Origin of the sequence: Martinezella lusitana (assembly GCF_900094565.1) — a bacterium.
Classification (GTDB): domain Bacteria; phylum Pseudomonadota; class Alphaproteobacteria; order Rhizobiales; family Rhizobiaceae; genus Rhizobium; species Rhizobium lusitanum.
On the sequence record NZ_FMAF01000009.1, the window covers coordinates 141,914 to 167,791 of the forward strand.

Below are 25,878 nucleotides of genomic sequence, written 5' to 3' on the forward strand. Positions count from 1 at the left end.
GAAAACAAAGCTAGAGGATGAACATGTGCTTCGACAAACCTTTAATTATCCGAAATGGATATTTTCGGTGAAGCAATCGATCTGATTCAGACGCTAAGATTTCTGCCGGGAGGAAGCGGCACTTGCGCTGAACGTGGAAATTATTTCAGTTGATGCGCTCCTCCATGAAAAAGCGGCATTGAATATTTCTGGCCAGCGATCGCCGCCAGGGAAGGAAGGTTGTGCATGACTGAGACGTTGAGAGTGGGCTGGGCGGGGATCGGAAAGATGGGCGCCCCGATGAGCAGGCGCGTCCTTGAAAACGGATATCCTCTGTACGTCTACGAGCCTCTTCCCGAAAACCGTGCTTCCGTCGTCGCCCAGGGCGCGAATGTGGCGCATTCGCTTGAAGATCTCGCCGAGGCGTCGGACGTGATGATGCTCACCATCCCAAACGATGCCGTTCTTCGCCAACTGACATTGGCGCCATCCGCCCTCGTCGATCTGCTGAAGCCCGGCCAAATTCTGGTCGAGATGAGCACCGTTTCCCCGGAAATCTCGGCCGAAATCGCCGAGGCTCTCGGGCGCAAAGGCGTGGCCTATTTGCGCGCGCCCGTCTCGGGAAGCACGATCACCGCATCTTCCGGCATGCTTTCCGTCATGGTCTCCGGGCCGGAGGAGGCCTATCGCAAGATCGAGCCCATCCTTGCGAGTTTCTCGTCCAAGCGATTCTATCTCGGCGATGGCGAGGAAGCGCGCTATCTCAAGCTGGTGCTGAATGCGCTGGTGGGGGCGACGGCTGCCCTGCTCGGAGAAGCGCTGACACTCGGATTGAAGGGAAACCTCTCGGTCGAGACCATGCTCAACGTCATCTGCGAAAGCGCGGTGGCCTCGCCGCTGATTGCCTACAAGCGCGATCTCCTGGTCAGCCGCAATTTCGATCCGGCATTCTCCGTCTCGCAGATGATGAAGGATTTCGATCTTATTCTTGGCGCGGCGAAATCCGATCATGTGCCGATGTATCTCGCTTCCATGATCCGGCAGCAATACGAGGCAGCGTTCGCCGACGGGCTTGCCGAGAAAGACTTCTTCGTTCTTTTCGAACAGTACGAACGGCTGGCGGGGATGACCCGGGACAAGACCGCCGCATCAGAGACGCTAAAAGCCATTTGAGCGGGCTGGCGAAAGGAAAATTTGCCAGCTAGTCTGATCGTCTTTAGCGCGACGGTTGGGAGGCCGACGTGAACGAATATGAAATGCTGCGCGTCATCGATTTCATCGAGAAAACGCGCCGCCCATTCAGGGAGGTGGTCGCAGCCGCCGATGACGATGCAATTTGGCTGATCGTCACCTTCCTGATCAAGTCCCATATACTAAGCCAGACTGTCTCGATCTCGACGCTTGGACAGGAATCCGGTCTCCCTTATGCGACCTCGATGAGACTGATCAACCGTCTCATCGATAGCGGCTACATTCTCAAAGTCGCCAAAGGTTCGACTGGCAAGAGCTTCGCGCTGCAGCCGAGCGAGCAGTTGCTTCGTTCGTTCGAAACCTATGCCCGCAAGACGAAATCGCTCCTCGCGCAGACCTTGGGGCTGCGCGCCGGCGAGGAGGAAGACGAATATTATTTCGGCGGTACGCCTCTCGGTTCGCAGATCATTCCACCGATGAGGCTTGTCCAGAAGCGTGCCGAATCGCAGATCGAGCTTCGCTTTCTCTTGAACGACGATAACTACTTCTCCGCAATGCGGAACATGTGGGCCGACTTCCGCAACAATCTCGCTTCACGCAAAAATTTTGACCTTTTGCCGCTTCCCGACCTCTATCGGCGCGCGCGTGAAAACGGCGCAAAACCGCTGTCCGACTATGACGTCATCGCGATCAACATGCCATGGCTCGGGGAATTCGCGGAGAGCGGTGTGATCCGACCGATCGATCAGTATATTCAGAAGACCGGCATCAATCCGCTCGATTTCCACCCATCCATCTGGTCATCGGCAACCTGGGAAGGTAAGGACTACGGCGTTCCGGGCTACTGTACCGTCGAACTACTGGCGGCCAGGAGGGATCTTTTTTCCGATGCGGGCCTCTCCTTTCCCAAGACTTTCGATGATGTCATCAGCGCCGGTCGCAAGTTTCATGCTCCGGACGAAGGCATGTTCGGAGCCGTCTGGGATGGCGCGCGGGGCATGCCAATCGCGTCGAGCTTTCTATTCTTCATGGGCGCCTGCGGGCAGCCGGCGATCTCCCTGCGCAAGACGCGCTCTGGCTTCACGCTCGAAGGCGCAAACCTGGAAGAATTGAGCTGCACCATCTTGTCCGATGCCGGTTTTGGCGCCCTCGAATACATGCGCAGGCTGATCGAAATTTCGCCGCCAAAGATTCTGGAGATGGCCTGGGATCAAACCCTGGAAGTCTTCCTGAAGGGAAAAGCGAGCTTGGGTTATTTCTGGACGATGCGCGCGGCCCGCTTCGAATATGACGTCCAGTCGGTCGTGAAGCGGCGAGTCGAATATCTGCCGCAGCCATACGGTCCCGGCGGCACGCGCGCCTCTCCGATCGGCGGCTTTCTTTTCTGTATTCCGACCAATCTGCCGGAGGAAAGAGTGGAGCTGGCGGCGGACGCGATCGCATGGATGGCTTCCAGGGAAGCTATGAAGGCGCATGTGAAGAACGGATTTCCGGTCGCTCCGCGCTTTTCGGTCAGCGCCGATCCGGAAGCTGCCGCAAGCTCTCCGATCGTCCGCTTCGTGGACCAGCTGGCGAAGAAGAACCTGCTGCATACCTGGCAACGCCCCAAGATCCCGCAATATACGACGATCGAGAAGGTTCTTGGCGAGGAGATCCATGACGCGCTGCTTGGCAATAAATCACCGAGGCTAGCTCTTGAGCACGCAGCCGCACAGATCGAGGCCAGCCTGAAATCCGCTCATAAGACGTGGGCGAGGCAGAGCGTGGTTTAGCGGAGATAGATAGAGCGCTTCCGGACGCAAAACCGCGTTACACTTTTGCTGGAATTACACCGAAGCGGTAGTTCAATCGAACCACCGCTCTCTCGCATTCGGTCCCGGCCACGCCGATCGGTCGGCATAACCGGGAGAACTCACTTGATGATACCGAGCTTGCTTCGGTCCGTGGTCAGCGCGACTGCCACCAATGCCGTCAAGCCGAATACGATATTCTGGGCCGTCGGCTGGACGCCGATGATAACGGTCACAATGCGCAGCCACGACGTAATCAGGCCGCCCACAACCGCGGGAAGCAGTCCGCCGACACCGCCTGAAATCGCCGTGCCGCCTAAGACCACGCCCACGATAGAGAGCAGCAGCAGATTGCCGGCAAGCGTCGGCGAGCTGAACGCCGTTATAGAGATCAGGAAGAGGCCTGCGATTGCGGCACAGCCGGCCGAAATCGCAAAGATGATCGTCCGCACTGCGACGACGTTCACGGCAGACATGATCGCGGCCCGCTCGCCGGTGCCCAGCGCATAGATATCTCGCCCGAGACGAAGATAGCGAAGCATCAGTCCCAGCACCGCGATGATGATGATAAGGGCTATGACGGTATTTGGGATATCGGCGGTGCTGTCGGAGAGATAGGTCACGAAGAGATCATTGTCCGGAATGGGTTCCGCCGTCGCGTTCGACAGCAACAGCGCCAGACCAGAAAGCATGCTCAGCGTGCCGAGCGTGACGATGAAGGATGGCAGTTGCAGCCACGAATGCAGCAGACCCTGTGTCGCGCCGAACGCCATCGCGATGAGGATGACGACGACGGACGTCCACGGGCCGAAAATCGGATTGAGGACGACGACCAGCACCCCGGTCAGCGACGCCACGCCGGCGACCGACAGATCGATGCTGCCCGCCAGAATGGGGAGCGTGCCGCCGATGACCAGCGCGATGATCGGCGCCGCATCAGACAAGAAGCTGACAAGGGAGTCCACCTCCACTACCCCGGGTGCGATGGCGGCACTGACCGCCACGAGCGCGATCAGAACCGCCAAGGGGCCAAGCCCTCGCAACAAGGTCGATCGGCTTCCCCGAAGAGCGGCGATCAATGTGCTGTCCAGTGCATTACCCATGGTCGTTCTTCCCTTATTCCAAATTCAGCTTCGAAGCGAAACCTGGCCAAGCCACATCAGACCATGGCCGCGACGACTTCCTCTTCCTTCGGCATGGCTCCATCCGTCAGGTCGAAACGTGCGGTAATCTCGCCGTCCCGCATCACGACGATCCGGTCGGAAAGCTCCAACAACTCGGAGATCGTGTCGCCGACGAAGACGATCGACAGGCCTTTGTCGGCCTGCTCCCGGATGACGGCAAAGAGATCGTCCCGCGCGCCGGGATCCAGCCCGCGGCTCGGATGGTCGAGCAGGAGAACCTTGAGTTTCCTGGCCATCAGCCATTTTGCAAGCACAGTCTTCTGCTGGTTGCCGCCGCTGAGGCTGGAGATGGGCGCATAGGGCGTGTGCATCTTCACCTTTAGACGCTTCATCCATTCGAGCGCGACCGGCCGCTCCTTGCCGCGCCGCAAAACAAGGGAGCGCCAGCCGTAGTCCAGCCCGAATGTGAGAACGGCATTCTCGAACAGCGATCGGCTCGGAAGCATCCCTTCGGCGCGGCGGTCGGCCGGAAGATATCCGATACCCTGCCGAACCGCGGTTCGCGGGCTGGTCGGATTTGCCGCCCTGCCCTCGATCGCGATCCCTCCCGCATCGACGCGTTCGGCGCCAAAGACTGCCCGGCAAACTTCCTCGGCCCCGGAGCCGAGCACGCCGGCAATGCCGAGGATTTCGCCGCGCCGAAGTTCGAAGTTGATGTTGCGAAAATGCTGACCACTACTCAGCCGCTCGATCTTGAGCACCGGCGTCGAGGCCTGCGCTGCGGGCTTCCGATCCGACCTGGCATCGGTAACCCGCTGCCGACCGACCATCAGTTCATAGAGTTCATTGCGGTCAACCGAACCGCTGTCTCTCTCGGCCACCTTGCGGCCGTCGGTCATGACGACGATGCGGTCGCTGATTTCCAACACCTCCTCCAAGCGATGCGACACGAAGACGATCGTCGCGTTGCCGCGCAATCTATTGATCTGCTTGAAGAGAAGCTTGATCTCATCCGGCGTCAAAACCGAGGTTGGCTCGTCGAACAGGATAATCGGCGGTCTGTCGACGAGTTCCTCGATCGCCAGAACCTTGGCGAGTTCGACCTGCTGGCGCTCGGCAAACCGCAAATCCTCCACGAGCGCGCGGGTCGGCAGCTCGACCGAGATCTTATGCAGCTGCGCCTGTGCGGCCTTGTTCAGAGCGCCCCATCGGTAGAGGCCGTTTCTCGTGGCAGGGTGCGGCTTGTCGAGGAAGATGTTTTCCGCGACGGTCAGGTTGGGGATCAGGGACTGCTCTTGATGCACCATGCCGATGCCGTAGCGACTAGCTGTCGCGGCCGAATCCAGGACGATCGGCTGCCCGTCGAGAATGATCTCTCCTTGGTCCGGCGCCGCAAGCCCCGCCAATATCTTCAGCAGTGTGGACTTGCCTGAGCCGTTTTGGCCGATCAACCCGAGCACCTGCCCCGCGCGAATTTCCAAATCGATGCCTTCGAGCGCGACGACACTGCCGTAGGTCTTGCGGACACCTTTGAGAACGAGCGAGCCTGTCATTTTACGACCCTCAGTTTGCGGCGGCGATGCCAGCCGCCTGCTGCGACGGCGATCACGATGACCGAGCCGCTGATGATGTGGCGGGTGTAGGGACCGGCGCCGATCTGGATGAGGCCATTGTTCAGCACCTCGAGAATCAAGGCACCGAGCGCGGATTGAACCGCGCCGCCGCGTCCGCCCGTCAGCACGGTGCCGCCAAGAACGGCGGCACTGATGGCCGGAAACAGAAGTCCGCTGCCGATATTCGCATTTCCGGTGCTGAGCTGTGCGGACAGCAGCACGCCGCACATGCCGGCCAGCAGACCGCAAATCGAGAAGGCGGCGATCTTGACCCATCGAATGCGCAGGCCGGAAGCCACGAGCAGGCCTTCGTCGCCGCCGATCGCGTAGATCATGCGCCCGAGCCTCGTGAAGTTCAGGACCAACTGGCTGACGACGATGACGGCGAGCGCGATGTAGACGACCAAGCTCAAATCGAAGAGCCGGAGGCGGGCGAGGTTGAGAATGAGCGGATCGTTGATTTGCGGGACACGGGCGGGAAACAGGACTGCCGCGATGCCCAGCCCGACGAACCAGGTTCCGAGCGTCACGATCAGGGACGGCATCTGCAGCACCGCATTGAGGACGGCGTTGAAAAGGCCGAAGGCGAGGCCAACGGCCAGCGCCGCCAGCAATCCGACCATGCCGTAATCGTTGCCGTTGACCCCGTTTGCGACGAGAAGGGCAACGATCATGCTCGTCGTCGCCATGGTGCCTTCCAGCGAGAGATCGATGGATCCCATGATGACGACAAAGCTGATGGCAGCGGCGAGAATTGCGGGAACCGCCGCTGCCTCCACCACGGATTTGAGGTTGTCGATCGTAAAGAAGCTACCGCTGACCAGCTGGAAGCCCACAGACAGCACGATGAGCGCCACAACAGGGCCTGCAAACTGGTTCCATGACGATTTGCTTCTGATCTCGCCAAAAAGCGTTAGCGAGCGAGCGACCGTTTTGGAGTTCATACTGGTAGCGGCCTCCATCGACCCCTCCTTCCGATTACTTGTTCTCGTTTGCGCCTTCCGGAATCTGACCTGCCGAGTCCTTCCAGAAGTCCTTCTTAATTTCGTCGTAGGTGTATTTCGGCGCGTTCTTCTTCAGGTCGAGATACTTATCGACATTGTCCTTGGTCACGACATCCTGCTTGAGGTAGAAGTCGCGCTGCGCATGGCTCAGCTTCTCGGCATCGATGTCGCCGACAGCGGCCGCATAGGCGAGCGACATGGAAACCGCGCCCTGCAAGACCGGATCGTTCCAGACGGTCGCCAGCATGTCGCCGTTCTTGACCATTTCCAGCCCGATATTCGAACCGTCAGAACCGGTGACCAGAACCTTGCCGTTCAGTCCCTTTTCCTTCAGCGCGGCGACCGCGCCGCGGCCCATGGCATCGTTGGACGCGAAGACGCCCTGTAGCTGATCCCCATAGCGGGCAAGCCAGGTACGGGTGATATTTTGAGCCTTGGTTTCTTGCCAGTCGCCCACCTGCGTGTCGACAAGCTCCAGGCCAGGGCATTCCTTCAGACCCTTTTTCAGGCCGGCGATGCGCTGATAGGCCGGCGGGGTTGACGGCACGCCTTCGATCGCGGCGATCTTGCCCTTGCCGTTCAGCGCCTTGCAAAGCGCCATGACCTGGTAGTAGCCGGACATCACACCGTCGAAGGAGGTATGGGCGACCCAATATTTGGAATCCGTATCCCAGGGATGGATGTCCTCGGGCCGATTCCAGATCGTGACGACATGGACCTTCGACTTGGCCGACCGGTTGACAACAGCCTTGACGAAGGCATTCGACGACGGATCGGTGGCAAGAGCGCACTGATTGCAGCCAGCGGAATAGGTGGCCCCGAGCTGCGCGAGCAGCTGATCGCCCTGATAGTTGCTGGTGAGTACGGTCGGATCCTTGCCGAGCGACTCGCCAATGTCCTTCACACCCTGCAGATATTCCGACCAATATTCGGAAGCCGTCTCGTCGATACCGACGATTAGCTTGCCGCCCTTCGCCTCACCGGCGTTCGTATGCGCGGCTGGGATTGCGACGCTCGCGCAGACCGCCGCGGACGTTAGAAGCCATCGCGCGATGGCGCCGCATTTCAGATGCGATTTCATGCCATTTTCCTCCTCAGGTTAAAAATTGATGCTTTGCCTGCCGCGTGACCGCCGGGACTTATCGACGCTCGGCCACGACCCGATATGTTTCGATCAATAGGGCTGCATTCTCTGGTCGCGCTTCGATCCGGCCGGCCTCGATATCGTAGGCGACCTCCATAACGCGCTGATTCACCGGCGCTTTCTGGCCATGGGCACGAAGGATATCGACGACCCATCCGTTAACCTCCTGCACCTCGGCGCGGCGCCCCTTGCGCCAGTCCTGCAGTGATGTCGTCAGCGTGTCAGCCTGCGAGAAGGTCTTCAGTACCTCTTCGAAAATCTGATCGACATAACGCTCCGGATGGTTCGTCGTGACCGGCGGCATGCCGATGATCGGGACGATCTTGGCGCCGTCCGCTAATGCTGCCTGCATTGCCTCGTATCCCGCCGCCCGCATGACCTCGAGCATGCCGGGTGCGCGCGCAGCATCCGCCAGCGGCAGGTTGATGATCGCCGATGGAATAAGCTCGGCGGCATTGACAACGAGCTTCATCCACTTTGCGGAACGAATGTCTTCCATCACCTCGACCGTGCCAGAATTCCGCAGCAAATCGGCGACGTCTTCCACCCGCTCCTGCGTCTTGGGGTCGAGCGCGCCGAGTGCGAACCACGAGGTGTCATGATCGTTCTGCCGGTTCGTGACGCCGGGAACGAACATGTTGGAAGCGATCTCGATCACAGCACCGATCGTCCGCTCGCGACCAACCACGGCCGCGATGTCTTCATGCGTCATGCCATTCTGAAGCCCGACGATCACTCCGTCCGGAGCAAGGCAGGGCTCGATAAGCTGGCATGCCCACTTGGTGTCGTAGGCCTTGACCACGAGAAAAACGACGTCGAAAGGCTCCTTGATTTCCGCCACCTGGCAGAGATGCAGAGCCGGGACCTTCGCATTGATGGTGCGGCTCGGCAGGTTCACGGTGATCCCGTGCTCGCGGATGGCCATGACATGGTCAGGCCACTGCTCGATGAAGGTGACGTCGAGCCCGGCCAATACGAAGTCGGCCCCGATGGACGCGCCTTGTGCCCCCGTTCCCAGAAATGCGATCCGCGGGCCGCGCGCCTTATCCCAACCCATATGACTCTCCTTCTCCGATGGCGTGCGGCTCGTGCACGCAATGTTTCAGTCAATCCTGTCCGGTCTGGCGGACCCTTGAACCTCAGTTCGCAAGCGCCTTGTCACGTCGCAAAGAGGGAACTGTTCGTCACCTGCGCCGTCAGACTTCCTTGCTCGATCGAGCGGGCGATCTCGACGATCCGGCGGTTGACCGGAGCGCCCCGCCCTGCTCTTTCCAGCGTCTCCACGACATGTCCGTTGATATCCAGGACCTCTCCGCGCCGACCCTTGTGCCAGTCCTGGAGGACTGTCGTCAGCGTATCCGGCATCATGAAGGTCTTAAGCACTTCGTCGAAGATCTCGTCGACATAGCGGTCGGGATCATTGGTTGTCGTCGGAGGCATGCCAAGGATCGGAACAATGCTTGCGCCGTCAGCCTGCGCCGCGCGCATCGCCTCGTAACCGGCTGCTCGCATCACCTTTGCCATCCCTGGCACCCTGACCGCCTCCGCAAACGGCAAATTGAGGATCGCGGACGGAACCAGTTGCGCGGCATTAACGATCAGCTTCATCCACTTGGCAGAGCCGATATCGTCCGTAACCTCGACGCGGCCGCTCAGCCGCAGCAATTCGGCAACTCTTTCCACACGCTCGCGATTTGCCGGATCGAGCGCGCCGAGCGCAAACCAGGACGTATCACGATCGTTCTGCCGGTTTGTCACGCCGGGAGTGAACATGTTGGAGGCCATGTCGAATACGGCTCCAACCGTTCGCTCAGCGCCGACGACGGACGCGATCGCACGCTGCGTCATTCCGTTCTGGACACCGACGACGAGGCCGTCGGACGCAAGAACCGGCTCGACAAGCTGACATGTCCAGCGGGTGTCATAAGCCTTGACCACGAGGAATATGACGTCGAAGCGCTCCCGCAATTCGGCCACCTGGCAGAGATGTTTTGCGCGAACGTTTGCATTGATGGATCGCATAGGCATGTTGACGCTGATACCGTGTTCGTTCATTGCGTCGACATGCTCCGGCCATTGTTCGATGAACGTCACGTCGAGGCCCGCAAGCGCAAAGTCGGCGCCAATCGAAGCGCCCTGCGCGCCGGCGCCGACGAATGCAATCTTCAAATTGCGCTCAGATTCCCAAGACATCGTGCGTTCTCTCCATGTCCGGCACCGCACTGTGCCGTTCCATCCGAAGGCATGGTTAGAGAGCACAGCCGACTGAGTCAAGTGCAAACGTTTGCTCAAATATTTTCCAAATGGTCTTGCAAAAAATATGCCTTTTGTCGATTTTTATAAAATATCCAATTGCTTATGAAAATTTTCGATTGGAGCAATCGTTTGTTTAAAACTAAAAAGCTTTTTCAACGGTCCCACGATTTGGAAAAAGTGGGCCGGCAAAAAGACGCGCTCAGAGCCTGTCGACTGCACCCGCCGCTTACCAAAAGAGGAAAATTAAGAACAGGATCCAAAATCAACGATTGCATAGACAGAAATAGCTCATTCGCCAGGGGTGGTCGCAAATCGGCCGCCGGCACTCTATGACCCACCTTGTATGCAAAGGTTTGATCGCATATTTTTCCAGTTAATCGAATCCGAATGTTGAAGTAGTCGGCACCGAATGAGCGATACCCCGCAAGGTCACCAGAGCAAGCGCCCGCGCGTCACCATCGTCGACGTCGCCAACGGCGCCGGCGTACACGTCTCGACGGCGTCGCGTGCGCTGAACCCCGGGACAAGCCATCGGATATCGAGCAAGGTCGTCCGAAAGATCGAAAAGGTTGCCGAGCAACTCGGCTACAAGCGCAACAGTCTCGCCTCCAGCCTTCGGACGCAGAAGACGGGAACGATCGGCCTCATCGTCCCCAATCTCAGCGACCCGCTGTTTTCTCCCATCATCGCTTCCGTAGAAGAACGCGTCGCGGAAGACGGCTATGTCACTTTCGTCGCGAATTCGGACTACAGTCCCGTCAAACTCAGATCGATCGTCGAGCGCATGAGCAGCCAGTTCGTCGCCGGGCTGGTCGTCGCAAGCTTCGAGTTGAACGACCCCTCGGTCGAGCTTTGCCTGGAACTAGGCATACCGACCGTCGCCGTTCTTCGGGATCCTCGGCACTCCCGGATGTCTTCGGTCGCGATGGACGATGCGGCAGGCGTTCAGGCGATGGTCGAGCACGTTCTTGACCTGGGTCATAAGGACATCACCTATGTAACACCGCCGCTCGCGGCCTCCACCGCTCAAAACAGGCTGGCGGGGTTCAATGCAGCGACCCGCCTTGCAAAGGCTGCCGGTTGCCGTTTCGATGTCATTGAAGCGCGAGCCTATGATGTCGTGGAAGGTGAGCGGATCATGGGACATATGCTTGCATCCGGACTGACCAGCACCGCGGTCCTCGCCTTCAACGACCTGCTCGCCGTCGGTTGCCTCGTCGCCCTGAAGTCGGCTGGGGTCGCTTGTCCCGAACAGATTTCTCTTGCCGGCGTCAACGATCTACCGTTCATGAATCTGTTGTCGCCGCCATTGACCACTTTGCACACCGCCGGCCGCGATCTCGGATTCGAGAGCGCTGACCTGCTGATGAGCCTGATCAAAAATCACTCGCAACCGGTGAAGCGCATCCTCCTCACCCCTCATCTGGTGCTAAGAGGCAGTACCGGACCTGCACGCAAGCCCGGATCGAGTTCCGACCCTTCGGCGATTGTTATCCAATCGGATCCCATAAGTGTTTGAACCTGACGGATGTCATCGCGGCGAAATCATCGTCAATAGGCGGATGTCCGGGTCTACTTTGAAAAACTCGTTCTTTCGTACAATCAATTCCTTGAGATACGGCGTTTCCATATGCTCATCCAACGCTGCACGATCGATCCAATTTTCATAGAAGGCAAAGTTCGCAGGATCTTCCTGGCTCTGATGCAAATGATAATCGACGCAGCCCGCCTCCGCGCGCGTGCGCTCGATCAGCGACATCAGAAATTCCTTGGTGTCCTGGATCTTATCCGGGCGCGCCACCAGATGCGCGATGACCGTTAGCTGGTCCGACATTCGTTCTTCTCCCCTGAACTTCCAATTCGCGTCTCAATTACCGCGTGGTTAGGTGAATCGGCAGCCGCCGTTGACGTCCAGCGTCGCGCCTACGAAATAGTTGGCGTCGTCGGTAGACAGAAAATGAATTGCAGACGCTATCTCCGCCGTTTCCGCGGGACGACCCATCGGGATCTTGCCCCATTCGATCTCACGCATCTCATCGGCTGAAATCCCGCGCTTTTCGGCCTCAACCGCAAGCGCGTTGAAATGCATCGGCGTGTTGATATTGCCTGGAGCAACGCAGTTTACCCGGATATCCGGCGCAAGTTCCGCGGCGACACTCTGCGTCAGCGAAATCAATGCGGCTTTCGATGTACAATAGGGGCTGAAGTAGGCATGTCCTTCACGGCCCCAGAAACTGGCAACATTCACGATGGAAGCCCTGCCCGCCTTCCGCAGCAACGGCACACACGCGCTGATGAACTTGACGTTCGCGCGCAGATTTACGTTGTGCACCCGGTCCCAGAGGGCCATGTCCAAGTTCTCGATGCTGACGGCCGGATGGTTGATCGCGGCCACGAGCCCTAGAAAGCGCAACGGAATGCCGGTCTCAAGGGCCGTCTTCGCAATCTGGTCGACCTCTTGATCATTCGCGAGATCCATCTGAATACCGAGGCAGGCATGGCCGAACTCAGCTGAAAGGTCTTTCGCCAGACCGGCAATCTCAGCGGTCCGGTCGCAAAGAATCATCGACCAACCGCTCTCAGCGAAGCGTTTCGCTGTCGCCCGGCCAACTTCCCCCGCGGCACCTGTCAAAATGCAAAGTTTCATATCCGTCATATTGCGCCGCTCCTCCCAAGCCTTCGGGAGATGCTACAAACAATTTCGTGGTTGAGAACCGTGTAATTATCCATTTTGGACTTGGCTGTCCCTGAAGGGCTCTGTCTCTACCTGGCAGGGCCAACGCCAGGCGGAAGGACGGGTCAACAGGGCGGAATCCAACAGGAGGGCACCCAGCCAGGTTGCCCTCCTCAATTTCCCGGAGAGTGAACTCAGGCGGGACGCTCTTCGCCGGCGTTCGGACGCCAGGTGATGAGCTTCCTTTCGATGACATCGAGGATCAGGTCGATGATCAGAACGAAGACGGCGAGGATGATGATGCCTGCAAAAACACCGACGGCATCGAAGTTGCCTTCCGAGCGGGCGATGAGGTAGCCGAGACCCGCCGATGCGCCGAGATATTCGCCGATGATCGCGCCGACAACGGCAAAGCCGACGGAGGTACGCAGCGACGACAGGATCCAGGTTGCCGCGGCCGGGAAATAGACGTGGCGAAGCAGCTCGGAACGCTTGGCGCCGAGGATGCGGGTATTGGATAGGATGACCGGGTTGACCTCGCGGACGCCCTGCATCGCGTTGAAGAAGGTGACGAAGAAGACCAGCGTGACCGCCAGTGCGACCTTCGACCAGAGGCCGAGTCCCAGCCAGAGCACGAAGATGGGAGCGAGCACGACGCGCGGGATTGCGTTCACGGCCTTGATGAAAGGATCAAGAACTCTGGCGACGAACGGGCTGAGGCCAAGCCAGACCCCCGCCGCCACGCCGAGACCAGTCCCGATCAGGTAGCCAAGAACGGTCTCGCCGAGTGTGATGCCGACATGTTTGTAGAAACCGTGATCACTGATCCAGGTCGTCACTTGTTTGACGATATCCAATGGCGCCGGAAAGAAGAAGCGGTCGATCACCCCGGACGAAACCCCGAATTGCCAGCCGCCGAGGATGATCGCCAGAAGCGCCACCTGGATGAGACGAACGTTAATGGCCTGCATAGCTTTTCTCCACTTCGCCGCGCAGCGACGCCCAGATGTCGCGATAAAGGGTCATGAATTTCGGGTCGAGCTTGATTTCGGCGACATCGCGCGGCCGTTCGAGATCGACGCCGAAGGTTTCGATTACCCGGCTTCTGGGGCCGGCGGCCAGAACGACGACACGATCGCCGAGTGCAATCGCCTCCTCGAGATCATGCGTGATCATGACCACGGCGCGGCGGTCTTCCTGCCACAGCTTGAGAAGCTCGTTCTGCATGAGATGGCGGGTATGGATGTCCAGCGCCGAAAACGGCTCGTCCATGAGGATGACCTTGGGCTCGGTGATCAAGGCCTGCGCCATCTGCACGCGTTTGCGCTGCCCGCCGGAAAGTTGATGGGGAAACCGGGTTTCAAAGCCCTTGAGACCGACCTTTTCAAGCCATCCCATGACTTTTTCGCGCCGTTCGCCGGCGGACACGCCACGAAACCGCAGCCCAAGCTCGACGTTCTCATAAGCCGTCTTCCAGGGAAGGAGCGCGTCCTGTTGAAAGAGATAGCCGATATTGTTCTGCACGCCCTTCACTGCAGCGCCGTCGATCGAGACCCCGCCTACCGAAGGCTTCAAAAGGCCGGCGATGGCGTTGAGGATGGTGGACTTGCCACAGCCCGTCGGTCCGACGATGGAGAGAAATTCTCCGTCGCCGACGGTCAGGTTGACGTTTTCGACGGCCACGAACGATCCGAACGCCATGGTGACGCCGCTGATGGAAACCATGGGTATCGGGTTTGATTGGGCCACGGCCTGAATTTTCCTTGCTGTCACTGACATTGGAGGCCTCTTAGTTGGCGGCGCGCAGGGCTGCGGCCTCTACGAACCTGTTCGTGTAGGTGGCATTGAGATCGATTGTTGCCTTGTGAACGCTCTCGTTGAAGCTCTTGAGAACGGCGAGCGGCGTCTCGGTATCTTGCGCGACGAACAGGCCGTCCTTCGAGAAGATCGCCTTGGCGTTCTCGACTGCCTTGATGTAGGTCGCCTTGTCGCCGGAGACGAAATCGTCAGGTAGCTGCTCGACGATTTCGGCTGCTGTGTGATTTTTCATCCAATGCAGCGCCTTCACCGTGGCGTTGGCGACCTTCTGGATCACCTCCGGATGGGCCTCGATATAGGCCTGGTTGGCATAGAGAACCGAGGTCGGATAGATACCGCCATAGACGGCCTTGGCGCCCTCATCGCTGCGAGCGTCGATCAGGATCTTGCCAATGCCGCGCTCGACGACGATCGTTGCAGCCGGATCGTAGTTGACAAGAAGGTCGACTTTGCCCTGCTGCAAGGCCGCCACTGCAGCCGCGCCGGAGCCGACGCCGATGATCGAGATATCGTTTTCGGTCAGGCCATGCTGCTGAAGATAATAGCGAATGAAGAAATCGGACGACGAACCCGGCGCCGTGATGCCGATGCTCTTTCCCTTGATCGTTGCCGGCTTGGCCGGATCGAAATCGGTGTCGTTCTTTCCAACGAGGACCAGCCCCGAATTGCGGGCGAGCTGTACGAAGCCGACGACATGCTTGCCCTGCGACTGCATCTGGATCGTGTGATCATAAAAGCCAACGGCAACGTCGGTCGAGCCCGCGACAAGAGCCTGCAGGACCTTGGAGCCTCCTTGAGCAAAATTCTCCGTAGTCACCTCCAGCCCCTCTTCCTTGTAGAAGCCAAGGCTTTCGGCAACGGGGAACGGCAGGTTATTGAGATTATAAGAGCCGACGCTCATCCGAACCGGCTCGGCATGAGCGACGCCGGCAAGCACCATGATGGCGGTTGCCGCGAGCAGACAATTGCGCATGAAATTTCCTCCCTGACTATATCCGGTCCTCACCGGATCGATTGGTAATGATCTAGGCCGCGTGTTCGACAAACCCGGCGGGCTTGGCAAACGCATAGCCTTCGAAAAGACGACGCGCGGTTCGCACGAGACCGGCCACGGTCACGCCGCCGCGCGTCTCCAGCTCGACGTCGAGACGGCCGCCCGGATGTTCAATCCGCACGGTCGCCGGAAGAGATGAGCCGCCCACAAGATCGGCGGCAATCGTCCCCGGCGTGACAACCGCAGTTGCTATGCCGACCGCCCCCGTCGTCGCAAGGGCCGGATGGCAATCGTTCGGCATGAAATAACGAACCGCAAGTGTACCGCCCTTCTGCGGCGGCGCAATCAGGACCGGCTTCGGAATGACCTTGTCCGACACATCGCCCATGCCCATGATCTTGCCGGCCCGGATGCGGATCGCCGACATGCGTGCGATCAGCTCGCTATTCCTGGACAGCGTCGCGGCGTCTTCATATCCAGTGACTCCGAGATCGGCAGCGCGCATGAGCACCATGGGTATGGCGCAATCGATGATCGTCACCCTCATACCGTCAATGACATCCGATGCATTGCCGCTTGGAAGCAGTTTGCCGGTCTTGGCTCCCGCGGCATCGAGAAAGGTGAGCGCGATCGGTGCGGCAAGTCCCGGCACGCCGTCGATCGAGGCATCACCGAGATAGGTCACCTCCCCGTTGCGGGTCGGCACTTTCGCCTCGATCACCTTGCCGGTGTTGACATTGTGGATGCGTACGAGCGTTTCGGCTGCCCCGGCCTTCACCAGGCCAGCCTCGATGGAGAAAGGCCCGACGGCCGCCAGCATATTTCCGCAGTTCGGCGAGTAGTCGACGATCTGCCGGTCGGTCCGGACCTGAGCGAACAGATAGTCGACATCGGCGCCGGCAACGCTCGGCGGACCGATGATCGCCACCTTCGAGGTGACGGGATTTCCGCCCCCTATGCCATCGATTTGCAGCGGATGACCCGAACCCATGATAGACAGCAAGGCCGCATCGCGGCTGGCGGCGTCCGACGGCAGGTCCGCGCTCAAAAAGAACGGCCCCCGAGAGGTTCCGCCGCGCATCAAGACGCAAGGAATCCGCACCAAATCGTTCATAACAGACCTTCTAAGTTTCATGAAGTGGATCAATCCACCGGTTTGTTGCAATATGTGCAAGAGCGGGTTATTTGTGAAATGCAATTTTCGGAGGGATTATTTCACTATGAGCATCAATTGCGAGATTTTGGACCTTCGTGCATTCCAAGCCGTGGTCGAACTCGAGAGCTTTCATCGCGCTGCGGAGGCCTTGCACATCTCGCAGCCGGCTTTGACGCGCCGCATCCAGAAACTGGAACAATCGATCGGCGCGCCGTTGCTCGACAGAACCACCCGCCATGTGGCGCCGACGGCCACCGGTCAAGAGATGATCCCTCTCGTTCGGCGCATGCTGGAGGAGTTCGACGGCTCGCTCTTTGCCATCAAGGACAGTGGATCACAGCGTCGCGGACTGATAACCATGGCCTGCGTACCGACCGCCGCCTTCTACTTCCTCCCGACCGTTATTCGCACCTTTGGCCGCGACTATCCTCACATACGGTTGAGGATCCGGGATCTGACCGCCAATGAGGGGCTGCAAGCGGTGGCTCGAGGAGAAGTCGAGTTCGGTATCAACTTGATGGGCAATTCCGATCCGGATCTATCGTTCGAGCCGTTGATCGACGATCCATTTGTGTTGGCCATGCGCAAAGACCATCCGCTTGCCGCCTTTGACGAAATCCACTGGAACCAGCTCGAGGGCCACCCACTTGTTGTGGTGGATCGCTCCAGCGGCAACCGCACACTTCTTGACGCGGCGCTCGCCCGGGCGAATCTCAGGCTCAACTGGTTCTACGAGGTCACCCATTTGAATACCTCGCTGGGACTGGTCGAGGCGGGATTGGGAATTTCCGTGCTTCCAAGGCTGGCAACGCCGCAGGAGGAGCATCCGTTTCTCGTCACCCGCCCGATCGTCAATCCTGTCGTTACTCGGACGATCGGCATCGTCAGACGCAGGAGTGCCACTCTATCCCCCGCAGCCGACCGTTTCATCGATATGCTTTTGACGACCTGGAAACGGCCGGAACGAACAATTGCTGCGAACTAATCGCGTCGGGTGCCGTCAGGCGTACGAAAGCCTCTCATGCAGGAACCCGCGGTCGGCAGTCTCTGAGCTATGGGGTTTTGTGTATCGGATCTTCCGGCGGGGCGCCGATCGCAGCGACGTTTGTCAGTCCCAGCAGGCCGAGAGTGGTGTTTCCAGGTGTGATTGCCGAGATTTTTGTCGTGACTGGGAGCACGTTTGCCAGGCTGAAAGCCGTCGCGATAGTGACTGGCGCAGGGCCTCCCGTTGGCCGGCTGTGTGTTGAGTGGTCCATATGAATGGATCTGCCATGCCGGGTCATGACGCACTCTCCCGGTTCGTCGTCCGCCTCGTCAGGGAACGACGGGACAGCGTTGAGGAGTTCGCGGGCACAGAAGTCCCATTCTGCCTGACCGACGACATATCGTACCCGGCTGAACCCCGGACGATCGCCTTCCATGAGCCCGTTGATGTGATCGGCATGCAGATGAGAAATCGCCACGATTGTCACACCGGACGGTGCATAGCCCGATGACGCGATGCGGTTCGCCAGTTGCCCGGTTCCAAACTCCCTACCCTCCGGCCCATTGCCGGTGTCGAAGAGGATGAGGTCCGTCCCTGTGTTCACAAGCACCGGGTTGAATTGCCCGATCATTCGATCCGACGGCAGAAAGTTGGCTTTCATGAGAGACACGACTTCGTCGGCGTCCCGATCGGCGCCGAAGGTCGGATGTGGGCCATCGAATATCCGGCTGCCATCGAGAATGACAGTGATCTCGAACTCGCCCAGCATGAAGCGGTAAAAGCCGGTGTTGGCGATGTCCGATTTCGGTGGAGCGGCCGCGAAGGCAGCGCGTGTCATGATCTGAGGCGTTGAAAGCGCCAGCGCGGTTACGGCTCCTGCCGTGAACATGGAGCGGCGATTGAAAAGCATGGCTCTTTCCTCCGGATAGCTCAACTTCGTTTTTGGCATGCTCGAAGGGCGGACGCTCGCAAGGTCGAGACCTTGTGCAGAGGACCGCCCTCCGGTGCCTCATTTGACGCGCTGCCATTCGATCCTGATTTCAGTGCCTTCCGGCCTACGGAATTGTTCAGTCATACGGTCGCCGTCAACGACCAGCCTCAGATCATCACGGGTTCGCACGCTGCCAACCCAGTTCGGGAATGTGGCCCCTTCGACACGGTTTCCGCTGAATTCTCCCTTCTCATCGACGGTGTAGGTTCCGAAAAACCCGATACTGCGTGACATGGCCATACGATTTTCATCATCGGTTCCCTCACCGCGAGCGTTAGAAGCAAACCGCGGGATGTCGGCGTCGGTAAGAACTTCCACGAAGTGCATGTCGGGAGTGAAGACGAGAAGACCGTTGGGTTTCTCTCCGTAGGCGGAGATATTTTTTCCACCGGGATCGATCGTTGCCGACATCATCCGCCAAGTGCCTACGACCTGATTTTCTGCGGCAGTCTGCGCAAAAGCGGAAGACGAAATGCTTAGGGCAAGGGCCAATATTACCGGTCGAATGGACATGTTTTTTCCTTGCTGTTCATGAGGTCTGTTCTTCCGCCACTGCTGCGGTTCACAGATCCTGCCGATCGGCGGAATTCGCCACTTCCCGCTGCGCCTCAAGAGCGGACAGGCGTGCGGAAAGCGCCTGCGAGATAGATGAATAGGCAGTGCTGCCCAGCGCCAACCGCAATGGCGGCGTCTCGCTCTCGGCGGCGGATATGATTGCGGCTACGGTGCGCGCGGCATCTCCCTTGATCTCGAAGCTTCCGTCGCTGATCGCCTGACGAACGGCCCCGGCAGGGGTTTCATCGTAGGCATCCATCGGTGTCGCACGGACGAGATTGGCTCCGAAATTCGTGCCGGTCGGTCCCGGCTCGGCGATAATGAAGTCGATACCGAAAGGCGCCACTTCCTGTGCGACGGATTCGACGAAGCCTTCGATGCCCCACTTGGTTGCGTGATAGAGGCTGAAGCCCGGATAGACGATCTGCCCTCCTTCGGACGAGACCTGGACGATCCGCCCGCCGCCTTGCCTTCGAAGAAGGGGAAGTGCTGCACGGATCAGATGGATGGATCCGGCAAGATTGGTGGCGATCTGCCGGCCGATCTCTTCGTTCGTGAGCTCTTCCGCAGCACCGAACAGACCGTAGCCGGCATTGCTGACGATCACGTCGATCCGGTCGTGCCGTTGGAACGCGCCGTTAACGGTCGAGGCAATGCTCTCCGGTTCGGCCAGATCGAGCTGAACGATATCGAGACGATCGCCGTATTCCTGCGCAAGTTTCGCCAGCGCCCCGGCCCTTCGAATCGTAGCGACCACCTCGTGTCCCTGGCTGAGCAGCTGTTGCGTCATCTCGAGGCCGAGCCCCGAGGAGGCGCCGGTGATGAACCAAATCTTTGGCATGTGAACTCCTGTTTTGTTCATGCGAATGTAAAACAACAGCATTGGTGATATAAGGTCTTCAATTTGAGATAACATGGTGAGGATATTTCACGAATGGTACGCCCTAGTTTGAACGATCTCGCGGCCTTTGCGGCGGTGGCCAGTCACCAGAGCTTTCGCAGAGCGGCCGAGATCATGGGCGTATCGCGCTCGGCTCTCAGCCACGCAATCATCGGACTGGAGGCAAAACTGGACGTGCGGCTCTTCAACCGGACGACACGCAGCGTGTCGCTGACCCAGGCCGGCGCGCGCCTGCTCGCGCGCCTCGATCCGGTCCTTCAGGAACTCGATCAGGCGCTCGATACCTTGTCGGAGGAGCGCGGCACGCCGAGCGGCACACTGCGGATTAATGCAAACAAGAGCGGCGCGCGCATTCTCCTCGCAGAGGTCGTGCCGCGCTTTCTCGATCTCTATCCCGACGTCGAGCTTGATCTTGTTTCGGAAGGTCGGCTCGTCGATATCGTGGAACAGGGTTTCGATGCCGGAATACGCCTGCTGGAAGCTGTTCCGAAAGACATGGTCGCGGTGAAGTTCGGCGGCGACGTGCGTTTCATCGCCGTGGCGGCGCCTTCCTATCTGGACGGGAAAGCAAGACCGCATACGCCCGACGATCTTTATGTGCACTGCTGCGTCCGCCAGCGTTTGCCGAGCGGAAAGCGCTATCGCTGGGAGTTCTCAAAACGCGGCGCGGAAGTGGCGATCGACGTCCCGGGCAACCTCACCCTCGATGACAATGATCTTCTCGTGCAGGCGGCGGTGGACGGACGCGGCATCGCCTATGTGCCCGACTATTTCGCACGGCGATTCCTGGCATCCGGCCAGTTGGTAGTAGTACTTGACGAATGGTGTCCGCCGACACCAGGCTTGGCGCTCTATTACCCGCGCAGTCGGCACGTGCCCTCGCCGTTACGGGCCTTCATCGACCTCCTGCGAGAAGTGGACAGGACACGATGACGGGCCGGCGGCAAATTGCGTCCGTGCCTGTCAAATGGATTCAGGAAGACCTGCGGCACCCCATCGCTCTGAACCGTTTCCGCATCGCGGAGGCCCGCCGGTATGTCAAGGCGACGCTGGCTTGCGACGCAAGATCATGCCGCCATGGTGCAGTGTATTGGCATCGACGAAATCGCCGTCGGCAGTGAAGCCCGTGTCGTCCCAATACTCGATATGCGTCCCGTCGACTTCGTAGCGCCCTTCATAGGCTCGCTCGCGCTGGCCGCGGGCCTCGACATAGCGTCCGTTCGGTAGAAGTTCATGGCGAACGCGGTTGTCGTCGGTGACCCACATGCCAGCATATGGATGGTTCGGCTGCAAATTGGTCTCCTGTGCTTCTGCGGGCTGAAACGTAAGGCTGGCGGTGATGAGTGCTTCAAGTAACTGTCGCATGGTCTTGCTCCATTCAGCGTTACTGTTTTCGGTTTGGAGGCGATAGCGCATGGGTGCGCGGTGTCGGTTCGGCAGACAGTCAAGTTCTGCCGAAGCCGCGGGCGTCGGTCATTGAGGACGCGGAGCGTTGTTGTCGACGACCTGCTGATAGGCAACGAGGTCCAGGAAGGCTTCCGCCTTGACGACGAGACCGTCCTTCATCTCGAATATCCAGACAAACTGATTGCGATAAGGTGCGCCCGACGTCGTGGTCGCTGTTCCGTCGAAGCGGATGATGATCGTGTCGCCGTCGGCAAAGATGTCGTGCACCTCAGGCACGACCGGCGTCGCAAGGCGGCTGGTCAGAGGACGCGATGCCTGTTCGATAAAATCCTTCTGGTTGCGATAGGTGCCCGCGACCGGCCCGGAGCCGTGGATCGTCCAGACGACGTCGGGAGCGAGAAGTTCCGCGAAGACGTAGGTGCCCCCACGCCATTTTTCGAAGGCGGCTTCGACGATAGCCTTGTTCTGCCGTTCGATCGCGGCACTGTCCGGAGCCTGCACCTGTGTTGCCGCGGTGTTGGCAATGGCTCGGCCCGGCAAGGCGAGCGACAGCAATGCCAATGTGATCAGAGCTGTTCGGCTCGCGCCGGCGACTCGGTGGCGTGTCGGAAGAATGGTCATGGTATCGGTCCTTTCCTGTTGCTGAGACCCATCGACCGGCAATGAAGCTGCATGCACGGTCGACAGGCGTCACGTCGTTTGAACGGTCAGTCGCGGCGTTCGACCACGGCACCGCCGAAGATCAGTTGCTGGACGAGGGGACGTTGCGTGAAGCGAGCGGGAAAGACGGGGCTAGGTACGCTGACCCGGTTTAGACGATCCAGTTGCTCCGGCGTTAGCAGCAGATCTAGAGCTCCGAGATTGTCCTCGGCCTGGGCGAGCGGGCGGGCGCCGATGATGGGGGAGACGACAGTCGGATTGGACAATGTCCACGCAAGCGCTACCCGCGATGGCGTGGAGTTGGCCTCTTCGGCGACGGCTCGAACCTCGTCCGCAATTTCGATCGCACGTTGATTCAGATGTCCGGACGACGCTATGACACCCTTCCGGCTGGCAGACACGGTCGCCTCTCGCGAATCCTCGATGTCGGCCAGGGAATACTTGCCCGTGAGCACGCCACCGCCGAGTGGCGACCATGGAAGCACCCCAAGGCCCAAATCCGCGGCCGCCGGCAGAAGCTCGTGCTCGACGGTCCGCTCCACGAGGCTGTATTCGATCTGCATCGCCACGAAAGGAGACCAGCCGCGGATGTAGGCGAGCGTCTGCATCTGCGCGACGCGCCATGCAGGCGTGTTGCAGATGCCGAGATAGAGCACCTTCCCGGACCGAACGAGGTCGTCGAGCGCTCGCATGACCTCGTCCGGCCGGGTCGTCATATCCCATGCATGGAGATAAAGGAGGTCGATGCGATCAGTGCCGAGCTGCGTCAGGCTCTGCTCGACGGAGCGCACCACGTTCAGGCGGTGGTTGCCGCCGGAGTTCGGGTTGCCCGGGTCGCGCGCCATGGTAAATTTCGTCGCAAGAACGATCCGCTCGCGCTTGTCGCCGATGAAGGTGCCGAGCAGGCTCTCGGCACGGCCGTTGGTGTAGTTTACCGACGTGTCGACGAAGTTGCCGCCCCGGTCGACATAGAGATCGAAGATGCGGCGGGCCTCCTCGCCGTCCGCCCCCCAACCCCAGTCGGAACCAAAGGTCATCGTTCCGAGGCTCAACGGCGAAACGCGCAAGCCCGACCGTCCCAGAAGTTTGTATTGATCAAGCGTCATATTGGCTCTCTCTTGGTTGCGAGATCCAAAGTAGATGCGCCGAGGAGAGCGAACAACTTGCTCAATGATGACCACTTTGATAACTAAATCTAACCAATGGCAATCGACCTGAGCGGCATCTCTGTTTTCCTGGCCGTCGCCGAAGCGCGGAGCTTTCGTGTGGCCGCGGAGAATTTGGGCGTCACTCGGCCAGCGATCAGCCAGGCCATCCGGCGTCTCGAAGATCGGCTGGGTGTCGCGCTCGTGCAGCGAACGACGCGCAGTGTCAGTCTCACAGAGGCTGGCGAACGACTGTATCAGCGGGTGGCCCCGGCTATTTCCGAAGTCGGACTGGCGCTCGACGCGACGGCGGACCGCGACAGCGCACCAAGCGGACTGTTGAGGCTCGCGGTGTCATCCATCGCCGAGCAGTTCATCTCCGGGCCGCTGCTGGCGCGTTTCGCGGACACCTTTCCCGCCATCCAGATTGACGTGACCGTCACGGACGAAGAATTCGACATTGTCGCGGAAGGCTACGACGCGGGGGTACGTCTGGGCGAAGTGATCGATCAGGATATGATTGCCGTTCCGGTGTCGGGTGAGCAGCGTCAGGGCGCCTTCGCCGCGCCGTCCTACATCGAACGTTTCGGCAGACCCGAGCACCCTTCGGAGCTCTCGGCGCATCGTTGTATTGGTTGGCGACCAGCTCCCCACAGCGCGCCCTATCGTTGGGAATTCGGCCAGGGTGGACGCGAGTTCGACGTGGCTGTCGACCCCCAGATCACCACCAACGACATGTGGCTTATGATCCGCACAGCCTGTGCCGGCGGCGGCATCACCTTCGGGATGGAGGACACCTTCAAACCCTATGTCGAATCCGGTCAGCTCGTCGCTCTGCTTCAGGAGTATTGTCCTCCCTTTGCCGGGTTTTTTCTGTATTATCCTAGCCGACACAACCTCCCTCCGAAGCTTCGGGCACTCGTCGACCACGTGAAGCGGTGGCGATAGCGTCAGCCCATCAGGAGGGTCTTTCGTAGGAGGATCGCAGAACTTGGCGGCCGGGTTTGGCATTTCGGCCCGCAAGCGTCTGGCTTGACCGTCATGGTTAGCTCATGGGCACGCGCCAGCGACGTCAGTCGAGATTGAATAGCCCGTAGCACATCATCAACATTTCCAGGCGCGCTTGCACTTATCGATACGATCGCACTCGCCAACGCGAACAAATTCTTCACGCGATGGCGCATTTCCCCCAAAATGTTGAAATTTGGTCCGTGCAGCAATGCTATTGGAGGGTGTTCGAATGTCTGACAACTGGCTTTGGACGCTCTTGACTGCAATGATCATGCATAACGGCATGACCATCGACCTCTCCGGTTGGCATGAAATATGCCTCTTCTCAAGCTTGCTGCACCGTTCGACAAGGGGAAGGCTGATCATGATGCGACAGGCGAATGGGATGATGGATGTGCATCTGATGCGCACGCTCCTGACCTTGCTGACGGAATGCAGCGTTTCGAAAACCGCTGACATTCTGGGGCAGGCCCAGCCGACCGTCAGCCTGACACTGAAACGGCTGCGGGAAATGCTGGACGATCCGCTTCTGGTTAGGTCCGGAGGGGCGCTGGTACCAACGGAGCGGGGTCTCGCCCTGAAGGAGACGTTGCGCGACATTCTCGGCCAGATCGACGCGCACCTGTCGCCTCACGCCACCTTCGACCCGAACAATGCGACGCGAAACTTCCGCATCATCGCAGACAACTGCCTCGGAGCCGTGTTTCTGCCTCAGCTGGTCGGAAAGATTGCACAAAAGGCGCCCAATGTCGGCGTCGATGCGTCCCACATGCCGAGCTATGATGATCTTATCAGCCAGCTTGCGGACGGATCCATCGATGCGGTCATCGGCAATTGGCCGCATCCGCCGGAGTATCTGCGGATGTCTCCCCTGTTAACCACCGACATCGTGTGCATCGTCCGCCCAAGCCATAGACTGGCAAGTCAACGTGGACCGATCTCGATGGGCGAGTTCCTGAAGGAAAAACATCTTTCTCCGACCTCCGACAAGAGAGCCCAACTGAGTCCGATCGACGGGCGGCTGATCGAACTCGGGCTCAAGCGCAACATCGCTGTATCCGTGCCAGAATATGCGATCACGCCCTACGTGCTGACACAATCGGACCTCGTCTTCACCACCGGTCGAATTTTTGCCGAGCAGATCGCTCAATCCTTTCCGCTCGTCGTTCTTGAGGCACCGCGCGAACTCGGACAGATGCAGTTCTACATGCTCTGGCATGAGTGCAAGCACCAATCTCCCGATCACGTCTGGCTCCGGCAGATGATCAAGTCGGTTGCGGCCGGAGTCCGCGTCTGTGATCCGACGGGGTCGGTACCAATCACATTCCTGCGGTCCGGAGCACCGGTCTTCGTTTAAACCAATCTTGCAAAAGGCGGGCGGCAAAGAGGGCGCTCGCCTTTTGCGCAGTGCAATATAGTCTATTTGGGTTCCGTTATAGGCTTTCCTGTCCAAACAAACGACATTGGTCGCAGTTCACTC

General features: G+C 59.3%; 26 protein-coding genes. 7 read left to right on the plus strand and 19 right to left on the minus strand.

Features of this window, described 5'->3' with window-relative positions:
• Positions 1-225 precede the first annotated feature (225 nt).
• Together GA0061101_RS19780 and GA0061101_RS19785 are read left to right on the plus strand one after the other, a co-directional pair.
• Complete coding sequence (locus GA0061101_RS19780; RefSeq protein WP_063835603.1) at positions 226-1,152, plus strand: NAD(P)-dependent oxidoreductase; 927 nt, start codon at positions 226-228, stop codon at positions 1,150-1,152.
• A 68-nt stretch (positions 1,153-1,220) separates the two neighbouring features.
• Complete coding sequence (locus tag GA0061101_RS19785) at positions 1,221-2,942, plus strand: extracellular solute-binding protein (RefSeq protein ID WP_092574586.1); 1,722 nt, start codon at positions 1,221-1,223, stop codon at positions 2,940-2,942.
• Between the two features lie 140 nt (positions 2,943-3,082).
• On the opposite strand, the gene GA0061101_RS19790 is transcribed toward GA0061101_RS19785, so the two are convergent.
• The 6 genes from GA0061101_RS19790 to GA0061101_RS19815 form a co-directional block, all read right to left on the minus strand.
• Positions 3,083-4,063 carry an ABC transporter permease gene (locus tag GA0061101_RS19790; RefSeq protein WP_092574587.1) on the minus strand — a complete coding sequence of 327 codons (981 nt, stop codon included), beginning with the start codon at positions 4,061-4,063 and terminating at the stop codon, positions 3,083-3,085.
• A 56-nt stretch (positions 4,064-4,119) separates the two neighbouring features.
• Entirely contained in the window at positions 4,120-5,637 is a 1,518-nt protein-coding gene (locus GA0061101_RS19795; RefSeq protein WP_037198006.1) for a sugar ABC transporter ATP-binding protein, read from the minus strand.
• Positions 5,634-6,659 (minus strand): ABC transporter permease, encoded by a 1,026-nt coding sequence (locus tag GA0061101_RS19800; protein ID WP_051963718.1) that lies wholly within the window; start codon positions 6,657-6,659, stop codon positions 5,634-5,636. The genes GA0061101_RS19795 and GA0061101_RS19800 overlap by 4 nt, the downstream gene beginning before the upstream one ends.
• Before the next feature lie 16 nt (positions 6,660-6,675).
• Entirely contained in the window at positions 6,676-7,782 is a 1,107-nt protein-coding gene (locus GA0061101_RS19805; protein ID WP_051963715.1) for a sugar ABC transporter substrate-binding protein, read from the minus strand.
• Between the two features lie 58 nt (positions 7,783-7,840).
• Positions 7,841-8,902 (minus strand): ketopantoate reductase family protein, encoded by a 1,062-nt coding sequence (locus GA0061101_RS19810; RefSeq protein WP_037198004.1) that lies wholly within the window; start codon positions 8,900-8,902, stop codon positions 7,841-7,843.
• 101 nt (positions 8,903-9,003) lie between these two features.
• Positions 9,004-10,038, minus strand: a complete 1,035-nt coding sequence (locus GA0061101_RS19815; protein WP_092574589.1) for a ketopantoate reductase family protein — start codon at positions 10,036-10,038, stop codon at positions 9,004-9,006.
• A 472-nt stretch (positions 10,039-10,510) separates the two neighbouring features.
• Here GA0061101_RS19815 and GA0061101_RS19820 point away from each other — a divergent pair, with 472 nt between their 5' ends.
• The gene (locus tag GA0061101_RS19820) at positions 10,511-11,620 is read left to right on the plus strand and encodes a LacI family DNA-binding transcriptional regulator (RefSeq protein ID WP_037198002.1); all 1,110 of its coding nucleotides are present in this window, start codon (positions 10,511-10,513) and stop codon (positions 11,618-11,620) included.
• Positions 11,621-11,632: 12 nt separating this feature from the next.
• On the opposite strand, the gene GA0061101_RS19825 is transcribed toward GA0061101_RS19820, so the two are convergent.
• The 6 genes from GA0061101_RS19825 to GA0061101_RS19850 all read right to left on the minus strand — a co-directional run bounded on the left by GA0061101_RS19825 (position 11,633) and on the right by GA0061101_RS19850 (position 16,701).
• Positions 11,633-11,935 carry a putative quinol monooxygenase gene (locus tag GA0061101_RS19825; RefSeq protein WP_037198001.1) on the minus strand — a complete coding sequence of 101 codons (303 nt, stop codon included), beginning with the start codon at positions 11,933-11,935 and terminating at the stop codon, positions 11,633-11,635.
• Positions 11,936-11,983: 48 nt separating this feature from the next.
• Positions 11,984-12,757: an SDR family NAD(P)-dependent oxidoreductase gene (locus GA0061101_RS19830; RefSeq protein WP_037197998.1), complete on the minus strand. Its 774-nt coding sequence runs from the start codon at positions 12,755-12,757 to the stop codon at positions 11,984-11,986.
• 212 nt (positions 12,758-12,969) lie between these two features.
• Positions 12,970-13,746 (minus strand): ABC transporter permease, encoded by a 777-nt coding sequence (locus tag GA0061101_RS19835; protein WP_092574591.1) that lies wholly within the window; start codon positions 13,744-13,746, stop codon positions 12,970-12,972.
• Positions 13,733-14,500, minus strand: a complete 768-nt coding sequence (locus tag GA0061101_RS19840; protein ID WP_037197994.1) for an ABC transporter ATP-binding protein — start codon at positions 14,498-14,500, stop codon at positions 13,733-13,735. The genes GA0061101_RS19835 and GA0061101_RS19840 overlap by 14 nt, the downstream gene beginning before the upstream one ends.
• Before the next feature lie 64 nt (positions 14,501-14,564).
• A complete protein-coding gene (locus GA0061101_RS19845) occupies positions 14,565-15,566 on the minus strand; it encodes an ABC transporter substrate-binding protein (protein WP_037197992.1) in 1,002 nt (333 codons plus the stop codon).
• Positions 15,567-15,618: 52 nt separating this feature from the next.
• On the minus strand, positions 15,619-16,701 hold the full coding sequence (locus tag GA0061101_RS19850) for a 4-oxalomesaconate tautomerase (protein WP_037197990.1): 1,083 nt from the start codon (positions 16,699-16,701) through the stop codon (positions 15,619-15,621).
• A 106-nt stretch (positions 16,702-16,807) separates the two neighbouring features.
• Here GA0061101_RS19850 and GA0061101_RS19855 point away from each other — a divergent pair, with 106 nt between their 5' ends.
• Complete coding sequence (locus tag GA0061101_RS19855) at positions 16,808-17,728, plus strand: LysR family transcriptional regulator (RefSeq protein ID WP_037197987.1); 921 nt, start codon at positions 16,808-16,810, stop codon at positions 17,726-17,728.
• Between the two features lie 67 nt (positions 17,729-17,795).
• On the opposite strand, the gene GA0061101_RS19860 is transcribed toward GA0061101_RS19855, so the two are convergent.
• The 3 genes from GA0061101_RS19860 to GA0061101_RS19870 all read right to left on the minus strand — a co-directional run bounded on the left by GA0061101_RS19860 (position 17,796) and on the right by GA0061101_RS19870 (position 20,115).
• Complete coding sequence (locus GA0061101_RS19860) at positions 17,796-18,638, minus strand: MBL fold metallo-hydrolase (protein ID WP_051963712.1); 843 nt, start codon at positions 18,636-18,638, stop codon at positions 17,796-17,798.
• A 99-nt stretch (positions 18,639-18,737) separates the two neighbouring features.
• Positions 18,738-19,232, minus strand: coding sequence for a lipocalin-like domain-containing protein (locus tag GA0061101_RS19865; RefSeq protein ID WP_037197985.1), 495 nt, complete (start codon positions 19,230-19,232; stop codon positions 18,738-18,740).
• Between the two features lie 49 nt (positions 19,233-19,281).
• On the minus strand, positions 19,282-20,115 hold the full coding sequence (locus GA0061101_RS19870) for an SDR family oxidoreductase (protein WP_037198141.1): 834 nt from the start codon (positions 20,113-20,115) through the stop codon (positions 19,282-19,284).
• Between the two features lie 93 nt (positions 20,116-20,208).
• Between GA0061101_RS19870 and GA0061101_RS19875 the strand changes: the two genes are divergently transcribed.
• Positions 20,209-21,108 carry a LysR family transcriptional regulator gene (locus GA0061101_RS19875; RefSeq protein ID WP_037197982.1) on the plus strand — a complete coding sequence of 300 codons (900 nt, stop codon included), beginning with the start codon at positions 20,209-20,211 and terminating at the stop codon, positions 21,106-21,108.
• A 105-nt stretch (positions 21,109-21,213) separates the two neighbouring features.
• On the opposite strand, the gene GA0061101_RS19880 is transcribed toward GA0061101_RS19875, so the two are convergent.
• The 3 genes from GA0061101_RS19880 to GA0061101_RS19890 all read right to left on the minus strand — a co-directional run bounded on the left by GA0061101_RS19880 (position 21,214) and on the right by GA0061101_RS19890 (position 23,348).
• Positions 21,214-21,540, minus strand: a complete 327-nt coding sequence (locus GA0061101_RS19880) for an Atu4866 domain-containing protein (RefSeq protein ID WP_037198140.1) — start codon at positions 21,538-21,540, stop codon at positions 21,214-21,216.
• A 108-nt stretch (positions 21,541-21,648) separates the two neighbouring features.
• Positions 21,649-22,203 carry a nuclear transport factor 2 family protein gene (locus GA0061101_RS19885; RefSeq protein WP_037197981.1) on the minus strand — a complete coding sequence of 185 codons (555 nt, stop codon included), beginning with the start codon at positions 22,201-22,203 and terminating at the stop codon, positions 21,649-21,651.
• 86 nt (positions 22,204-22,289) lie between these two features.
• Entirely contained in the window at positions 22,290-23,348 is a 1,059-nt protein-coding gene (locus tag GA0061101_RS19890; protein ID WP_092574595.1) for an aldo/keto reductase, read from the minus strand.
• 96 nt (positions 23,349-23,444) lie between these two features.
• Between GA0061101_RS19890 and GA0061101_RS19895 the strand changes: the two genes are divergently transcribed.
• Positions 23,445-24,335 carry a LysR family transcriptional regulator gene (locus tag GA0061101_RS19895; RefSeq protein WP_037200099.1) on the plus strand — a complete coding sequence of 297 codons (891 nt, stop codon included), beginning with the start codon at positions 23,445-23,447 and terminating at the stop codon, positions 24,333-24,335.
• A gap of 2 nt (positions 24,336-24,337) precedes the next feature.
• Here GA0061101_RS19895 and GA0061101_RS19900 read toward each other — a convergent pair whose 3' ends face one another.
• Positions 24,338-24,571 (minus strand): HWE histidine kinase domain-containing protein, encoded by a 234-nt coding sequence (locus GA0061101_RS19900; RefSeq protein ID WP_081938853.1) that lies wholly within the window; start codon positions 24,569-24,571, stop codon positions 24,338-24,340.
• Between the two features lie 56 nt (positions 24,572-24,627).
• Here GA0061101_RS19900 and GA0061101_RS19905 point away from each other — a divergent pair, with 56 nt between their 5' ends.
• Positions 24,628-25,755: a LysR family transcriptional regulator gene (locus GA0061101_RS19905; protein WP_245297506.1), complete on the plus strand. Its 1,128-nt coding sequence runs from the start codon at positions 24,628-24,630 to the stop codon at positions 25,753-25,755.
• Positions 25,756-25,878: the final 123 nt, after the last annotated feature.

Bases quoted from the DNA above. Each gene is read 5' to 3' on its own strand.
- GA0061101_RS19780 (WP_063835603.1), top strand. From the start codon at position 226: ATGACTGAGACGTTGAGAGTGGGCTGGGCGGGGATCGGAAAGATGGGC.
- GA0061101_RS19790 (WP_092574587.1), bottom strand. From the start codon at position 4,063: ATGGGTAATGCACTGGACAGCACATTGATCGCCGCTCTTCGGGGAAGC.
- GA0061101_RS19795 (WP_037198006.1), bottom strand. From the start codon at position 5,637: ATGACAGGCTCGCTCGTTCTCAAAGGTGTCCGCAAGACCTACGGCAGT.
- GA0061101_RS19800 (WP_051963718.1), bottom strand. From the start codon at position 6,659: ATGGAGGCCGCTACCAGTATGAACTCCAAAACGGTCGCTCGCTCGCTA.
- GA0061101_RS19805 (WP_051963715.1), bottom strand. From the start codon at position 7,782: ATGAAATCGCATCTGAAATGCGGCGCCATCGCGCGATGGCTTCTAACG.
- GA0061101_RS19810 (WP_037198004.1), bottom strand. From the start codon at position 8,902: ATGGGTTGGGATAAGGCGCGCGGCCCGCGGATCGCATTTCTGGGAACG.
- GA0061101_RS19815 (WP_092574589.1), bottom strand. From the start codon at position 10,038: ATGTCTTGGGAATCTGAGCGCAATTTGAAGATTGCATTCGTCGGCGCC.
- GA0061101_RS19820 (WP_037198002.1), top strand. From the start codon at position 10,511: ATGAGCGATACCCCGCAAGGTCACCAGAGCAAGCGCCCGCGCGTCACC.
- GA0061101_RS19825 (WP_037198001.1), bottom strand. From the start codon at position 11,935: ATGTCGGACCAGCTAACGGTCATCGCGCATCTGGTGGCGCGCCCGGAT.
- GA0061101_RS19830 (WP_037197998.1), bottom strand. From the start codon at position 12,757: ATGACGGATATGAAACTTTGCATTTTGACAGGTGCCGCGGGGGAAGTT.
- GA0061101_RS19835 (WP_092574591.1), bottom strand. From the start codon at position 13,746: ATGCAGGCCATTAACGTTCGTCTCATCCAGGTGGCGCTTCTGGCGATC.
- GA0061101_RS19840 (WP_037197994.1), bottom strand. From the start codon at position 14,500: ATGGTTTCCATCAGCGGCGTCACCATGGCGTTCGGATCGTTCGTGGCC.
- GA0061101_RS19845 (WP_037197992.1), bottom strand. From the start codon at position 15,566: ATGCGCAATTGTCTGCTCGCGGCAACCGCCATCATGGTGCTTGCCGGC.
- GA0061101_RS19850 (WP_037197990.1), bottom strand. From the start codon at position 16,701: ATGAACGATTTGGTGCGGATTCCTTGCGTCTTGATGCGCGGCGGAACC.
- GA0061101_RS19855 (WP_037197987.1), top strand. From the start codon at position 16,808: ATGAGCATCAATTGCGAGATTTTGGACCTTCGTGCATTCCAAGCCGTG.
- GA0061101_RS19860 (WP_051963712.1), bottom strand. From the start codon at position 18,638: ATGCTTTTCAATCGCCGCTCCATGTTCACGGCAGGAGCCGTAACCGCG.
- GA0061101_RS19865 (WP_037197985.1), bottom strand. From the start codon at position 19,232: ATGTCCATTCGACCGGTAATATTGGCCCTTGCCCTAAGCATTTCGTCT.
- GA0061101_RS19870 (WP_037198141.1), bottom strand. From the start codon at position 20,115: ATGCCAAAGATTTGGTTCATCACCGGCGCCTCCTCGGGGCTCGGCCTC.
- GA0061101_RS19875 (WP_037197982.1), top strand. From the start codon at position 20,209: ATGGTACGCCCTAGTTTGAACGATCTCGCGGCCTTTGCGGCGGTGGCC.
- GA0061101_RS19880 (WP_037198140.1), bottom strand. From the start codon at position 21,540: ATGCGACAGTTACTTGAAGCACTCATCACCGCCAGCCTTACGTTTCAG.
- GA0061101_RS19885 (WP_037197981.1), bottom strand. From the start codon at position 22,203: ATGACCATTCTTCCGACACGCCACCGAGTCGCCGGCGCGAGCCGAACA.
- GA0061101_RS19890 (WP_092574595.1), bottom strand. From the start codon at position 23,348: ATGACGCTTGATCAATACAAACTTCTGGGACGGTCGGGCTTGCGCGTT.
- GA0061101_RS19895 (WP_037200099.1), top strand. From the start codon at position 23,445: ATGGCAATCGACCTGAGCGGCATCTCTGTTTTCCTGGCCGTCGCCGAA.
- GA0061101_RS19900 (WP_081938853.1), bottom strand. From the start codon at position 24,571: ATGCGCCATCGCGTGAAGAATTTGTTCGCGTTGGCGAGTGCGATCGTA.
- GA0061101_RS19905 (WP_245297506.1), top strand. From the start codon at position 24,628: ATGTCTGACAACTGGCTTTGGACGCTCTTGACTGCAATGATCATGCAT.